This window comes from Clostridium sp. 'deep sea' (genome assembly GCF_014931565.1).
Classification (GTDB): Bacteria; Bacillota; UBA994; order PWPR01; family PWPR01.
In genome coordinates this window covers 639787-654469 of sequence record NZ_CP063353.1, presented here as the reverse complement: position 1 = coordinate 654469, position 14683 = coordinate 639787, and the positions used below count along the sequence as shown (strand labels likewise).

Here is a 14683-nt window from a genome sequence, read left to right as displayed (position 1 = left end):
GTAAAGTTACTAAAAAACAAATAATAAACCTCCCTTTAGGAAAGGCTAAATAATAGCAATTAAGGGAGGTGTTTTTTTTGAGAAAAATACTTATTATTTTTGTAGCAATTTTAATACTTATAATGCCAATCTATGTTTCGGCATATAGTGGCCCCGTTCTTCCTCAAAATAGCACTGAATTTGTCGGTAGTATGGATGCTAAAAGTGCGGTACTATTTGATATGAAAACAGGAAGCATTCTCTATGATAAAGACGGTGAAGAAAAAAGGCCAATAGCTAGTGTAACTAAAGTTATGACGATTTTGCTTATTGCTGAGGCAATTGAACAAGAAATTATCTCATACGATGATGTCTTAACAACAAGTCGAACTGCTTACAAAGCAGGGCAAGAGGGTACAAGTATTTTTTTAGAGGTTGGTGAAGAGGCTACAGTACGAGAGCTATTTGCTGCTGTGGTTATAGCATCTGCTAATGATGCAGCTAATGTTTTAGCTGAGGCCATATCTGGCACAGTTGAGTTGTTTGTGGCTAAAATGAATACTAGAGCTATAGAGCTTGGAATGAAAAATACTTCATTTTTAGACCCATGTGGTTTAAATGATAAAGCCTATAGTACTGCCTATGATATAGCATTAATGTCACGTGAATTAATTAATAGTCACTATGATAAAATAGCAGAGTATTTAAATACCTATTTAGCTTATTTTAAAGATGATAGTAATGATAGAGCAGAAATGCTTAATACCAACCGTAAATTTATGCGTGGATACTCTTATGCTACTGGCTTAAAGACCGGATGGACAACGTTAGCTGGTTTTTGCTTAACTGCAACAGCACAAAAAGAAGATATGCACTTAAATGCAGTTGTTTTGGGCTGTAAAAACAGCAGCAGTCGTTATCAGGATGTTAAAAACCTCTTAAACTATGGTTTTGCCCAGTATAAGATGAACTTGGTTTATCAAGCTAATGCAATCGTAAAAGATATGAAAGTTTTAAAAGGTAACAAAGTAAACGTTAACGTAATAACTGAAAAACCAATTGCTGTTTTGTTAAATCAGAGTCAAAGTTCTAAAGATATAGAAGTAATAATTAATCTCCCAGATAGCCTAATAGCTCCTTTAAAAGTAGGTCAAAAAGTAGGCTCTGTTGTTGTTAAAAGAAATGGAATTGAGGTAGTTAATCAGCCTGTAATTTGTAGCGAAAATATTAAAAAAGCTAGCTTCTTGGATATCTGGAAACGAATCTTTAATAAGTGGATTTTACACATTAAAAAACAAGAAGCTATATTGCGACAATAAATGCACTTAATAATAAGTGCATTTTTTTTTGACTCTAAAAAATAAAGGAAAATCTTACCTTAGAATAGAAAAAGCAAGTAAATAGGAGGAGGCGTTTTTATGCACTTAAAATTTAAGCAAAAACAAAACACTCTAATAGTAAGCTTAATTGGTGAACTAGATCATCATGCGGCTAATAGTATTCGGGTTAAAATTGATGAGGAAATGAAAAAAAGTTACATAAATAACTTCATATTAGATTGTAAAGGACTAAAGTTTATGGATAGCTCAGGTATTGGTATGATAATAGGTCGGTACAAAAAAATAAAATCTCTACATGGTAGATTTTATGCAACTAACCTAAATCCACAAGTAAAACGAATTTTTAATGTATCTGGGCTAAATAGAATAATTGATACTTATTCAGATAATAAAACGGCTCTTAAACACATGTAGGGGGGACAAAACCAATGATTATTAATAAAATGACTTTAACAGTGCCTGCTTTATCAATAAATGAGGCATTTGCTAGATCTGTTGTATCGGCTTTTATACTACCAGTTGACCCTACTATTCAGGAATTAGCTGATGTAAAAACAGCCGTTTCTGAGGCTGTTACAAATGCCGTAATTCATGGATATGGGGATAACAATGGGCTCATCACAATTAGAGCTCAGTTAACTAACGATGCAGTATTTCAAATAGAAATAGAAGATAAAGGTAAAGGAATAAGTGATATACCTCAAGCATTAACTCCATTATATACCTCCGCTCCTCATCTTGAAAGATCTGGAATGGGCTTTACTATTATGGAGCAATTTACTGATAATTTAGTAGTGGATTCTAAGCCAGGAGAAGGCACAAAAGTAAGAATGGTAAAAAAGTTTAATGCCCGTAATATTAAGTAGAGGGTAGTAATATGAACTATAATAGCCCTACAGATAGTAGTGAATATGCTCTACTAAGTGATAGTGAAGTAAAATTCTTGCTTGCTGAATCACATAAAGGTGATAAAAATGCCAGAGATAGACTAGTAAAATGTAATTTAAAATTAGTACATTCAATAGTTAATAGATTTAGTAACAGAGGATATGAACTAGAAGACTTATTTCAATTTGGTGTTATAGGCTTAGTAAAGGCTATAGATAAATTTGATTTATCTTATGATGTAAAATTCTCAACATATGCTGTTCCTTTAATAATTGGTGAGATAAAAAGATTTTTAAGAGATGATTCTATTATTAAAGTCAGTAGATCACTAAAAAGAACAGCATACTTAGCTAAAAGAACAAGAGAAAAATTAAGAAATAAACTAGGTAGAGAAATTAAAATTAGTGAAATAGCAAAAGAAATAGATATATGTGAAGAGGATATTATTATTGCCCTTGATGCCGTAAAAGAGGTTGGTTCATTATACGAAGAAGTATATAGAGACGATAGCCATGCCCTAACAGTATTAGATCAATTAAAGGACGATAAAACATCAGAACAAGAATGGGTGGATAAACTAAACCTAAAAGAAGCCCTAGAAAAACTAAACTCACGCGAAAGATTAATAATATTTTTACGCTATTTTCAAGATAAAACCCAAGCTGAAATTGCCGCAGTAATAGGTGTATCACAAGTTCAGGTCTCAAGGCTGGAGAAAAAGACGTTGCAGAAAATTAAATCATTTATGGGTTAAAAAATCGCTCGATGAGCGATTTTTTGGTTTGGGCTTGTTATTTTATATCGCTATGCTTTATAAAATAACTTCGCGGGGTGGGTGTTCCTAGAGGGAACACGGTTTGGGTAACCCTTTGGGTTACGGAGTGGATATGCTTCGCATATGGTGGTATACGTTGCGCTTTGCTTACGTGATTTTAAGATATCCTAAATGGAGAAATTGATTGAGTGTATCGAAAAGAAAGTTGCTGTGAGTTGAAATATTTTCCGCGCCAGCCCACCCCGCGAACTATATGTTTTATGGAGCAAAGTGGAATAAAACATTTACCTTAAAATTTTAAAAAAGTGAGCCCAAGCCGTTTTGTCTTGACAAAACCCACCCCGCGAAGCCCTAAGGCGAGCCCAAATCATTTGCAAAGCAAATAAAATAAATGCATTAATTCCCTAATTTTTAAGCACAATAACTAAGAAAGGAGAGTTTTTATGAATCAAAAAAATAATGAAAAGAAATTTCAGAAAAAAGTGAAAGAAAAATCTCCCAAAATACCAGTTATTAGAAATTCCATTGTAGCGTTTATTGTGGGTGGTGGTATTTGTGTTATTGGTCAATTTATTAAGGAGTTTTACATACAATTAGGATTTGACCCAGAGAAAGCTGGTGACCCTACCACGGCGACAATTATTTTAATAGCAGCAGTTTTAACTGGCTTAGGGGTTTTTGATAAAATTGCACAGTTTTGTGGGGCTGGTACTGCTGTTCCGGTAACGGGATTTGCTAACTCAATGGTATCTGCTGCGCTAGAGTTTAGAAGTGAAGGTTTAGTTTTAGGAGTTGGCTGTAAAATGTTTAGCTTAGCGGGTACAGTTATTGTATATGGTACTGTAACTGCCTTTTTTGCTGGCATAATTCATGCCTTGTTTATGTAGTTATGGGTAGGTATGTAAAGCTAAAAACCCCAATAGCTATTATAAATGGGGCTACTGTTGCTGGACCTTTTGAGGGCAATGGACCTTTAGCAGAGTATATTGATGTTATTTACGACGACAACTCTCTTGGAGAGCCAAGCTGGGAAAAAGCCGAAAGAATGATGATGGAATCGGCTGCAAATAATGTATTGATAAAAAGCAATGTAAAACCTGAGAGTGTAGATTTGTTTTTTGCTGGGGATTTACTTAACCAAATAATTACATCTACATTTACAGCAAGAACCTTACAAATACCCTTTATAGGTCTATATGGTGCATGTTCAACCTTTGTACAAGGATTAGTTACAGCCTCTTTAATATTGCAAAACCAAGATTTAAACATGGCACTTACAGCAACCTCAAGCCATAACTCAACATCAGAGAGGCAGTTTAGATATCCAACTGAGTATGGAGTGCAACTTCCACCAACAGCACAGTATACCGTATCTGGTTCTGGGGCCACCTTGGTATCTAATAAATATAATGACGGTGAGATTTATATAACAGCGGTAACCGTAGGCAATATTGTAGACTTAGGTATTAAAAATCCCTATGAAATGGGTGCAGCTATGGCACCTGCTGCAAAAGAAACAATTAAAACACACTTGCAGAACGATGAAAGTGGCATAGAATCTTATGATGGAATATTCACAGGTGATTTAGGTAAAATAGGCAAAGCCTTAGTAAACGATATGCTAAAAGAAGATGGTATTAATATAGAGAGCATATATAATGACTGTGGCACAATGATATTTGATTTTGAAAAACAAGATGTAAATAGTGGTGGTAGTGGTTGTGCTTGTTCAGCTATTGTTACTTTAGGATATATTTTAAACCAGTTTAAAGATAAAGTTTTTAATAAAGTTTTAATAGTATCTACAGGATCATTGCATAGCCCAACATCTTATCAACAAAAAGAAACAATACCTGGTATAGCACATGCCATTTGTATAGAGAGAATAAGGGGGTTAACAAGATGAATATATTCTTGGCTGCTTTTTTAGTTGGTGGAGCTATATGTTTGTTTGGTCAGTTATTAATTGATTTAACCCCGTTAACGCCAGCACATGTATTAACGGTATTGGTTGTATTAGGAGGCATATTTGGAGCTATTGGTTTATATGAGCCTTTAGTAAAGTTTGCTGGTGCTGGTGCAACAGTTCCTATTACTAGTTTTGGCTACTCTTTAGTTAAGGGAGCCATAGCTGAGGCAGAAGCAAATGGTCTTATTGGTGCTTTAACAGGGGTATTTAAGCTAACTAGTGCTGGTATTACAGCTGCTATCATCTTTGCCTTTTTAGTAGCTTTAATATTTAAACCAAAAGGTTAATTATATAAATGCAATAATATGTAACTAAAATTATATTAGGAGCAGTTAGAAATTGAACTTCTTTTCAATTTACTGACTGCTTTTGTTGTTATATAGTGAAAACCTTATTTAGCACTATTTAAACTATAGATTACTTACAACTGTAATGAATGTTCTTCTGTGCTATACACAGCCATTTTGTATTACAGTTAAATTGTGTTAGTTACATATTATTGAATAATTCGACACTATCTTATTACCAGAGCTGAATTTAGTGTTTTTTATAAAGGTGTTTACATTGTCATATAATAATGTTTATAATAAACCCTAGGAATTTTTAAATACTTATAAATAGAGGTGACTTCTTTGAACATATTAAACAGATTAATGGACCCCAATTTAATTTTTTTAATACCCGCAATTTTAATAGGTTTAACAGTGCACGAATTTTCTCATGCATATGTATCATATAGGTTAGGAGACCCTACTCCTAAGTATCAAAATAGATTAACTTTAAACCCTATAGATCATATTGATCCTATTGGTTTAATATCATTAATTTTATTTAGATTTGGGTGGGGCAAACCAGTACAGATTAATCCCAGGAATTATAAAAACCCTCGGGTTGGAGAAATTTTAGTAAGTATAGCTGGACCAGCATCTAACTTATTAATGGTTATTGTTTTTTCTTTTATACTAAAATTCACCGCTAATATTGCTTTTCAGTATACTTGGTATTATAAGTTGATGATAAAAATTATTCAGCTTAATGCTGTACTATGTGTATTTAATTTATTGCCATTGCCACCATTAGATGGCTCTAAAATTTTACTAAACCTATTGCCACTAAAAAATAAGTATACCCTATATCAGCAATTGCAAAGATATTCTATGCCTATTTTTTTATTATTAGTTTTTAGTGATATATTGGGCACTATCTTAACTCCGTTAATAAATTTAGTACTTCAATTACACTACTTTATTTTAATGCTGTAATGGTGATGCTATGGATTTTACAATTGCAACTAACAATTTTGATGGTCCTTTAGATTTATTATTACACTTAGTGCAAAAGAAAAAGCTAGACATTACTTTAATATCTATAGCTAAAATAGTAGATGACTATATAAGTTATATAAATGAAAATGAATTTCTTGATTTAGCTCAAGCTACTGCTTTTTTAGATATTGCAACTATATTACTTAAAATTAAAGTTAGATCTATTTTTCCTCGAGATAAAGTAGAAGCAGATACAGATGATTCGAATGATTTAATGATTAAGCTTATTGATAAACACTATTATTCGGTACTTGCTGATATGATGGTAAAGTGGGAAGATGATGACAGTGGTTATTTTAAAAAAGGTAAAGTAGACTATGACTATAAAGGTGAAGTAAATACAACAGAATATTTAGATGACGTAACTTTACTTAATTTAGCCATTACGTTTGAAGCAATACTAAGTAAATTTAATGAAAAAGATCCAGAGATAAAGCTGGAATCTTATACTTTAACGGTATCTGACCAAATTAATTGGCTAAAAAGTATGTGTCGTAAAAAAACATGGCAACTTAAAGAGCTGTTTTACCAGCTAGACGATAAATTTAGTGTTGTAGTAACTTTTTTAGCTCTATTAGAATGTATAAAAGACCATAATGTTATAGTTGTATATGAGTCGCCTAGTTCTTGCTTAGTTATGATTAATAAGGAGGAAACACTTTGTGAAGAATAAGACAGAATTCCTAGCAAATGCCTTAGAAGCAGTGCTTTTTGCTAGCGATGAGCCCCTTGAGATTAGTCAGTTAGCCAGCTGTATGGAATTAGAATTAGAAACAATAAACGAATTGTTAGAAATTCTTACTAAAAGGCATGAAGATATGGGGGGTTTAGAGCTAAAGCAAATTGGCAACGGCTTTATTCTAGTAGCCAAATCACTTTATAACGATTACATAAAGCGTATTAAGCCCTTCCGTAGCAATAAATTATCTCGTGCTGCCATGGAAACATTGGCAATTGTGGCTTTTAAACAACCTATTACTAAAATAGAAATTGCTAATTTACGTGGAGTTAAATGTGATAGTGTGATGTCTATGTTAATAGAAAAAGGACTAGTTATTGCTGTTGGTCGTAAAGAAACAATTGGTAGACCTATTGTATATGGCACAACTGATACATTTATACAGTATTTTGGTTTATCTAGTATAGATGACCTGCCAAAACCTGAAAATTTAAAACTTTAACTATAAATTAGGTGACGGACAGAGTAAAAAAGGGTATAATATCCCTGTTTAAGAGTATCTGAAAGGGGTTAAAAAATATGAAAATTGAACAAAAGTTAAAAGATATGGGCATTGAGCTGACAGCTCCAGGAAAACCAGTGGCTGCCTATGTGCCAGGAGTAAGAACAGGAAACCTAATCTTTGTTTCAGGTCAAATACCAAAAAAAGATGGACAAATCATTAAGGGTAGAGTTGGCGAAAGTATTAGCATAGAAGACGCTTATGAGGCTGCTAAACTTTGCTGTATTAGTTGTTTAGCTGTAGTTAAATCAATGATTGGTGACCTAGATAAAGTTAAACAAATTGTTAAAGTTACAGGCTTTGTAAACAGTGTACCCGAAAGTGGCGACCAGCCAAAGGTGGTAAACGGAGCCAGTGAATTACTTAAAGAGGTTTTTGGAGAAAAAGGAAATCATGCTAGAGCCGCTATAGGACACAGTGGATTGCCACTAAATGTTCCTGTAGAGGTAGAAATGATTGTTGAAGTAGAATAAAAAAATTAAGACTCTCCGTAAAGGAGAGTCTTTTGAGTTAGTAATTATTCAATCTTATTTGTATATTAACTAAGTTCTATCCATAAATAATAATATAAATTGTTCTACTATTTTTAAGTATAAAATATAAATATAGAATTAAATTAGAAAAATTCAGTTAATCCTAATCAATCATTATTTTAGGAGTTAACTGTTATAAATATAACATAGCTTAAAATACTAAGATGTTTTTGCGTATTTAGCATAGCGGAGGGTAATATTATGGTTCCATGGTGGAGTTTTGTAGGTTTAATAATTGGTTTAGTGATGATAATAAAGGGTGCAGATATATTTACCGATGCAGCGGTGTGGATTGCCAAAAAAACTGGGCTTCCTAAAGTTATTATTGGTGTTACTATTGTAAGTTTAGCAACTACTTTGCCAGAATTCGCCGTATCTGTGTTTGCCTCTTATTCTGGTCATGCCTCAATGGCTGTTGGAAATGCAGTAGGTTCATGTATATGTAATATTGGTTTAATTTTAGGCTTGGTATTAATTATAAAGCAATTTAAGGTTGAAAGATCGGGCTTTGTAACAAGAGGCATATTTATGATTATTGTGGGTGTAGTTTTTTTTGCTTTATCTTACGACCTAACTGTTAGTAGAATGAATGGCTTTGTTTTATTTGGATTTTTAGCTTTATTTATTGTTGTTATATACCGTGAGTTAAAAAATATGAAGATAGTTGAGAAAAAAGAAGAAAAAGTTGAGGGAACATGGGGCCCCAAACTACTGATTTTTTTAGTTGGCTCAATCATAGTGGTTATTGGAAGTAGATTGGTAGTTAATTCGGGTGTTACAATTGCTCATTTCTTTAATGTTCCTGAAATAGTTATATCAATTACCCTAATTGCCTTAGGCACATCATTGCCAGAGCTTGTTACTGCTTTAACAGCAACATTTAAGGGGCATCAGGATTTATCTCTTGGAAATATTATTGGTGCGGATATATTGAACCTTACTTGGGTTATAGGTGGTGCATCTATGGCTAATCCTTTAACTATGACAAAGGATAACTTGTATACAGACATACCTGTAATGTTAGGTTTTATGGTATTGCTTTTCATTTTTGGTTTAACAAAAAAACGTTTAGGACGCCTGGAGGGTGTAGTGCTTTTTGCATCCTATATAGCGTTTATGGCTTTTACAATATTTTAATAAAGTTGGTTGGTAAATGAAAGAGATTAGACTGCAAAAATTTATGGCACTGTGTGGAGTAGCATCACGCAGAGCTAGTGAAAAACTAATAGCTGAGGGTCGGGTTAAAGTTAATGGAATCATAGTTGCTGAAATGGGTGTAAAAATAGACCCTGAAAAAGATATTATTTTAGTAAATAATAAAAAAATTAGGTTAGAACAAAAAAAAGTCTATTTACTTTTAAATAAACCCCTAGGTGTAATTACTAGTGTTTCAGATGATTTACATAGAACAACCGTTGTAGACCTTGTTAATATACCTGAGCGCATTTATCCGGTAGGGCGACTAGATTATAATACAACAGGTGCTATTATTTTAACTAATGATGGAGATGTTGCCTATAAACTAACTCATCCTTCAAGAGGTGTTTGGAAAAAATACCTTGTTGATATTGAGGGTTACATTAGTGATGAGCAAATTAGTAAGTTAAAAAAAGGAGTAGTTTTGGAGGAAGGTAAAACAGCTCCTGCTAGATTAAAACTTATTTTTAGAACCAAACAAAAAAGCAAAGTTGAATTGAGTATACATGAAGGCAAAAACCGCCAAATTCGTAGAATGTTTGAGACCCTGAATCGCAAAATTTTAAAGCTAAAAAGACTTGAAGTGGGGTCTATTAAATTAGGTGATTTACGTGAGGGTGAATGGCGGTATTTAAGTGATAAAGAAGTTAGTAGTATTGCAGAGCAATAGGTTTGGGCTCGTCCTGCGGACTTTGCGGGGTGGGCAGTAACCTTGTTACTGTGGTGGGGGTAACCCTGTGGGTTACGGTTTGGGCTGGCGCGGGATTAAAGAAAGGCTTTTGGATTAAATATAATTGTTATTTTTCGATTTACTATAACGAATTTGTACGGGCGTCTTTTATTGTTAACTGCGTAGGGGATGACCTTGTGTCATCCTGTGTTTGGTATAACGTTAAATTCCTAAAAAAACTCCATATCCAAATCTGGTTTGGGCTCGTCCTGCGGACTTCGCGGGGTGGGTAGTAACTTTGTTACTGCGGTGGGGATAACCCTGTGGGTTATGGTTTGGGCTGGCGCGGGATTAAAGAAAGGCTTTTGGATTAATATAATTGTTATTTTTCGATTTACTATAACGAATTTGTACGGACGCCAATTGGGCGTCTTTTATTGTTAACTGCGTAGGGGATGACCTTGTGTCATCCTGTGTTTGGTATAACGTTAAATTCCTAAAAAAACTCCAAACCCAAATCTGGTTTGGGCTCGTCCTGCGGACTTCGCGGGGTGGGTAGTAACTTTGTTACTGCGGTGGGGATAACCCTGTGGGTTATGGTTTGGGCTGGCGCGGGATTTAAGAAGGTTTTTGGATTAATATAATTGTTATTTTTCGATTTACTATAACGAATTTGTACGAACGCCAATTGGGCGTCTTTTATTGTTAACTGCGTAGGGGATGACCTTGTGTCATCCTGTGTTTGGTATAACGTTAAATTTCTAAAAAAACTCCAAACCCAAATCTGGTTTGGGCTCGTCCTGCGGACTTCGCGGGGTGGGTAGTAACTTTGTTACTGCGGTGGGGATAACCCTGTGGGTTATGGTTTGGGCTGGCGCGGGATTAAAGAAAGGCTTTTGCATTAATATAATTGTTATTTTTCGATTTACTATAACGAATTTGTACGGACGCCTTTTAGGCGTCTTTTAACGCGGCTATCCACTCCATTCAGAGCAAAGCTCAAATCCACCCCATTCATACTTTAGGTATGTTTTTTTATTTTGTTGTAATTCATCTTTTTTTAATTTATATGGATAAAAATGCTTTCACCAATAAAAACTAATAGCGAGGTGAAAGTAGAATGAATAAAAAATCAATTATTGTTATTTTAATTATTATTATGTCATCAGTTTTCTTAGCTGATGCTGCCCTTGGAGAAAAGAATTTATATTGGGGTTCAAAGGGTAGTGATGTTACAGAACTACAAAGAAAATTAAAAAACTGGGGTTATTATAAAGGTACTGTTGATGGTGTATATGGCGCTGATACATTTAATGCAGTTAAGTTTTTTCAGCGTCGCAATGGTTTAACAGAAGATGGTATTGTGGGCCCTGCAGTTTTTGAAAAGCTGGGTGTTAGTGTTGTTAGTAGTAACCAAAATTTAGCTAATGCTGGCAGTCAGGTTACAAATAATGATGTAGGTCTGCTTGCTAAAGCCATTTATGGAGAGGCAAGAGGTGAGCCATATATTGGTCAGGTAGCAATTGCCGCAGTAATTCTCAATAGAGTCGAGTCATCTGCTTTCCCCAATACAGTATCAGGGGTAATTTTTGAGCCCTTAGCGTTTACAGCAGTTAGTGATGGTCAGTTTTACATGACTCCAGATCAGCAATCATTTAAAGCAGCAAGAGATGCCTTAAATGGTTGGGATCCTACTAGTGGTTGTTTATACTACTTTAATCCTGTTACGGCTACATCATCGTGGATATGGACAAGACCACATGTTATGACAATTGGAAAACATAGGTTTTTAAAGTAGTGGGGGTAAAAAAATGAAAAAATACAGATGGCTTATAGCCTTAGTAATTCTTAACGTAATTGTCTTTGGTGTTGGTGGATATTTTTATATTCAAAATAATAACTCTTTAAGCTACTTAAAAACACGTACAGAGAGTATGTATCAACAGTCTTTTCATAGTTTAGTAAGCCATATAAAAACCATTGAAGATAACTTAGCCAAAAGTCTTGTTGCCAAAGATTTAATAAACCAACAAGAGATAATGTCTACCTTAACTAGGCAAGTATATACTTCTCAGGAGGAGTTAGGCAAACTGCCTTTAATACTGGTTGATTTAATTAGTACTGAAACAACGCTTCAAAAAATAGGGGATTTTGCTTGGCAGGTTAACACCAAAAACCTTGAGCAAGAAAACAGCCTCTCGGATGCTGAATGGAAAACGTTAGTTGACTTAAAAAAGTGCACTAGTGACATTCTAAAAAATCTGCAGAGTGTACAAAGCAATATTATAGAAAACAATTTAAGCTGGGTAGATATTGAATTAATGTACAATAAAAACGAAGTAGCGGATAATACAGTAATTGATGGACTACATTTGGTAGATAAAGATGTTAAAGCCTATAGTGAAACGCAGGCAGGGATAATGCCCCATGTTAAGGAGCCCAAAATATACTACGTGAGCAACGGTGTTATTGATGAGACTAAAGCTAAGCAGAAGGCAGCAGAGTATCTTAGAAAGCTAAATTTAGAGGTAGGAGAGCCGATTCAAGTAACAATTAGTGAAGGAGATATTCCATGTTATGTAGTTTTCTTTAATAATGGTGTTAATCAATATACCTGTGCTGTAACAAGAGCAGAGGGTAGGCTTGTTTGGTTAATGGGTGATAGCATTTTAAAAGGTCGTCCTATAAATGATGAAGAGTCAATAGCACTTGTTAAGCAGTATTTAACAAAAATAGAGTTTGGTTCAACTGCTGTAGTCGGTCATAATGCTAATGAAAATGCCATGATGATAATGTTAGCAGGATTAAAAGACGATATACTTTTATACCCTGAAATTGTTAGATTTAATGTGAATCTTAACAGTGGTATAATAGCTGGTATTGATTTTACAGAATACATTAAATTTCATCATGAGAGAAATATAACAGACGATATATTAACTCAACAACAGGTATATGATTATCTGCCTAAAAACTCTGTAATAAATAATGTACGTAAGGCAATTATTTTTAACCAGCAGGGACTTGAGGTGCTAACATATGAGGCGGCAGTATCTTTAGCTGGTGAAAATTATTTAATTTATATTAATGCTACTAATGGCAATGAGGAAAATATTATTCGGTTGGAGAGTAAGTGATGATTTAGTAATTAAAATTACTGGAGTGGGCTCGTCCTGTGGACTTCGCGGGGTGGGTAGTTGACAAGTCAACTACGGTGTGGCAATGCCTGTTGGCATTGGGTTTGGGCTGGCGCGGGATTAAAGATAGTTTTAAGTATCGTATAAAAGTATCTATTTCGACCAGTTTGATGAGTGGTGATATTATTATACCTTTATTCTGGCATGAAACTGGAGTGGGCTCGTCCTGTGGACTTCGCGGGGTGGGTAGTTGACAAGTCAACTACGGTGTGGCAATGCCTGTTGGCATTGAGTTTGGGCTGGCGCGGGATTAAAGATAGATTAGTCCTAAGCTCACGATGCTTCAAGGAGATTCTTTTACCATAGTTACTTTAGTAACTTCCGAATACATAAAACTTATGCTTGAGCCTATTCAATATTAATATTATAATTAAGTTGTTTGGGGTGAGAGAGATGAAAACATTTGCCATACGTGGGGCAACTACTGCGGTAGCTAATAGTGAGCAAGCTATTTTAATTGCCACAAAAGAGATGATTACAGAGTTAATCAATACAAATGGCATTAATAATGAAGACTTAATTAGCATGTTTTTTACTACTACTAGAGATCTAAACGCAGCTTTTCCAGCACGGGCAGTACGAGAGTTGGGGATTACAAATGTGGCTTTAATGTGTGCCCATGAAATGAATGTGGTAGGATCCTTACCTAAATGTATACGAGTAATGGTTCATGTTAACAAACAAAATGATTTTATACCTAACTATGTATATTTAGGAGAGGCTAAAACGCTACGACCAGATCTTTTTAGTGAATAAGAATGTTAATTTTAACCTATAGTAAACATAAATGAATAGAACTATAAAATAAAATAATTTTGTGAGAGAATTAGTTGAATAATATTCTGTTATTTCGTTGATAAACAGACTATTAATCGCTAAACGGGAGTGAGAATGTGAGAAAGCTTGCTATTACTATTGATGGCCCTGCAGGGGCTGGTAAAAGTACAATAGCTAAACTTGTTGCTAATAAACTAAACTATACATTAATTGATACTGGGGCTATGTATCGCTCAGTAACCTGTGCAGCTATACTATATGAGGTTGATGTTAATGATAGTTATAGACTCTTAAAACTTGCAACTCAATTAGAGCCAAGGTTTATAAACAGTAGTATACATTATTATATTAATGGTCTATACATAACACCATTTATTAGGGATTTAGCTGTAAGTGGCAGTGTATCCGAGGTATCAACCCATGAGTCAGTGCGCAATGCTATGGTAAATCTGCAAAGAAAAATAGCTAATAACAGTCCAAATGGCTCTGTAATGGAAGGTAGAGATGCTGGTAGTACAGTTTTACCAAACGCAAATATCAAAATATATTTAACAGCAAGTGTAGATACTAGAGCCTTAAGAAGGTTTAATCAATTACAAAAGCAAGGTTTAACTGTTCCTATAGAGGAAATAAAAAGAGATATTGAAAAGAGAGATAAAATAGATAGTGAACGAGAGATATCACCTCTAACTATACCTAAAAACGCTCAAATTATAGACTCTTCTAACATGAGTATTAATGAAGTTGTTGAACAAATTCTTAAAGCTGTTAAGGTAGAAATGGAGAACTAAT

General features: G+C 34.3%; 17 protein-coding genes. All 17 read left to right on the top strand.

What is annotated here, in order from left to right; genetic code table 11:
* Window positions 1-77 precede the first annotated feature (77 nt).
* The 17 genes from IMX26_RS03120 (at window position 78) to cmk (ending at window position 14682) form a co-directional block, all read left to right on the top strand.
* Window positions 78-1298: a D-alanyl-D-alanine carboxypeptidase family protein gene (locus IMX26_RS03120; RefSeq protein ID WP_195160240.1), complete on the top strand. Its 1221-nt coding sequence runs from the start codon at window positions 78-80 to the stop codon at window positions 1296-1298.
* Window positions 1299-1397: 99 nt separating this feature from the next.
* Window positions 1398-1733: an anti-sigma F factor antagonist gene (gene spoIIAA, locus IMX26_RS03115; RefSeq protein WP_195160239.1), complete on the top strand. Its 336-nt coding sequence runs from the start codon at window positions 1398-1400 to the stop codon at window positions 1731-1733.
* 14 nt (window positions 1734-1747) lie between these two features.
* Entirely contained in the window at window positions 1748-2185 is a 438-nt protein-coding gene (gene spoIIAB, locus IMX26_RS03110) for an anti-sigma F factor (RefSeq protein ID WP_195160238.1), read from the top strand.
* A gap of 11 nt (window positions 2186-2196) precedes the next feature.
* A complete protein-coding gene (gene sigF, locus IMX26_RS03105; protein WP_195160237.1) occupies window positions 2197-2961 on the top strand; it encodes an RNA polymerase sporulation sigma factor SigF in 765 nt (254 codons plus the stop codon).
* 464 nt (window positions 2962-3425) lie between these two features.
* A complete protein-coding gene (gene spoVAC, locus IMX26_RS03100) occupies window positions 3426-3869 on the top strand; it encodes a stage V sporulation protein AC (RefSeq protein WP_195160236.1) in 444 nt (147 codons plus the stop codon).
* Between the two features lie 2 nt (window positions 3870-3871).
* A complete protein-coding gene (gene spoVAD / locus IMX26_RS03095) occupies window positions 3872-4888 on the top strand; it encodes a stage V sporulation protein AD (RefSeq protein WP_195160235.1) in 1017 nt (338 codons plus the stop codon).
* Entirely contained in the window at window positions 4885-5238 is a 354-nt protein-coding gene (gene spoVAE, locus IMX26_RS03090; RefSeq protein ID WP_195160234.1) for a stage V sporulation protein AE, read from the top strand. The genes spoVAD and spoVAE overlap by 4 nt, the downstream gene beginning before the upstream one ends.
* A gap of 336 nt (window positions 5239-5574) precedes the next feature.
* Window positions 5575-6213 carry a site-2 protease family protein gene (locus tag IMX26_RS03085; RefSeq protein ID WP_195160233.1) on the top strand — a complete coding sequence of 213 codons (639 nt, stop codon included), beginning with the start codon at window positions 5575-5577 and terminating at the stop codon, window positions 6211-6213.
* A gap of 10 nt (window positions 6214-6223) precedes the next feature.
* The gene (locus IMX26_RS03080; RefSeq protein ID WP_195160232.1) at window positions 6224-6949 is read left to right on the top strand and encodes a segregation/condensation protein A; all 726 of its coding nucleotides are present in this window, start codon (window positions 6224-6226) and stop codon (window positions 6947-6949) included.
* Window positions 6939-7457, top strand: a complete 519-nt coding sequence (gene scpB / locus IMX26_RS03075) for an SMC-Scp complex subunit ScpB (RefSeq protein WP_195160231.1) — start codon at window positions 6939-6941, stop codon at window positions 7455-7457. The genes IMX26_RS03080 and scpB overlap by 11 nt, the downstream gene beginning before the upstream one ends.
* Window positions 7458-7534: 77 nt before the next feature.
* Window positions 7535-7990: a RidA family protein gene (locus IMX26_RS03070; protein WP_195160230.1), complete on the top strand. Its 456-nt coding sequence runs from the start codon at window positions 7535-7537 to the stop codon at window positions 7988-7990.
* Window positions 7991-8251: 261 nt separating this feature from the next.
* On the top strand, window positions 8252-9187 hold the full coding sequence (locus IMX26_RS03065) for a calcium/sodium antiporter (protein ID WP_195160229.1): 936 nt from the start codon (window positions 8252-8254) through the stop codon (window positions 9185-9187).
* A 16-nt stretch (window positions 9188-9203) separates the two neighbouring features.
* Window positions 9204-9917 (top strand): pseudouridine synthase, encoded by a 714-nt coding sequence (locus IMX26_RS03060; protein WP_195160228.1) that lies wholly within the window; start codon window positions 9204-9206, stop codon window positions 9915-9917.
* Window positions 9918-11037: 1120 nt separating this feature from the next.
* Window positions 11038-11715 carry a spore cortex-lytic enzyme gene (gene sleB, locus IMX26_RS03055; protein WP_195160227.1) on the top strand — a complete coding sequence of 226 codons (678 nt, stop codon included), beginning with the start codon at window positions 11038-11040 and terminating at the stop codon, window positions 11713-11715.
* 13 nt (window positions 11716-11728) lie between these two features.
* Entirely contained in the window at window positions 11729-13054 is a 1326-nt protein-coding gene (locus IMX26_RS03050; RefSeq protein WP_195160226.1) for a PepSY1/2 domain-containing protein, read from the top strand.
* Between the two features lie 453 nt (window positions 13055-13507).
* Window positions 13508-13870 (top strand): chorismate mutase, encoded by a 363-nt coding sequence (gene aroH / locus IMX26_RS03045; RefSeq protein WP_195160225.1) that lies wholly within the window; start codon window positions 13508-13510, stop codon window positions 13868-13870.
* 137 nt (window positions 13871-14007) lie between these two features.
* The gene (gene cmk / locus IMX26_RS03040; protein WP_195160224.1) at window positions 14008-14682 is read left to right on the top strand and encodes a (d)CMP kinase; all 675 of its coding nucleotides are present in this window, start codon (window positions 14008-14010) and stop codon (window positions 14680-14682) included.
* The last annotated feature ends 1 nt before the right edge of the window (window position 14683 follow it).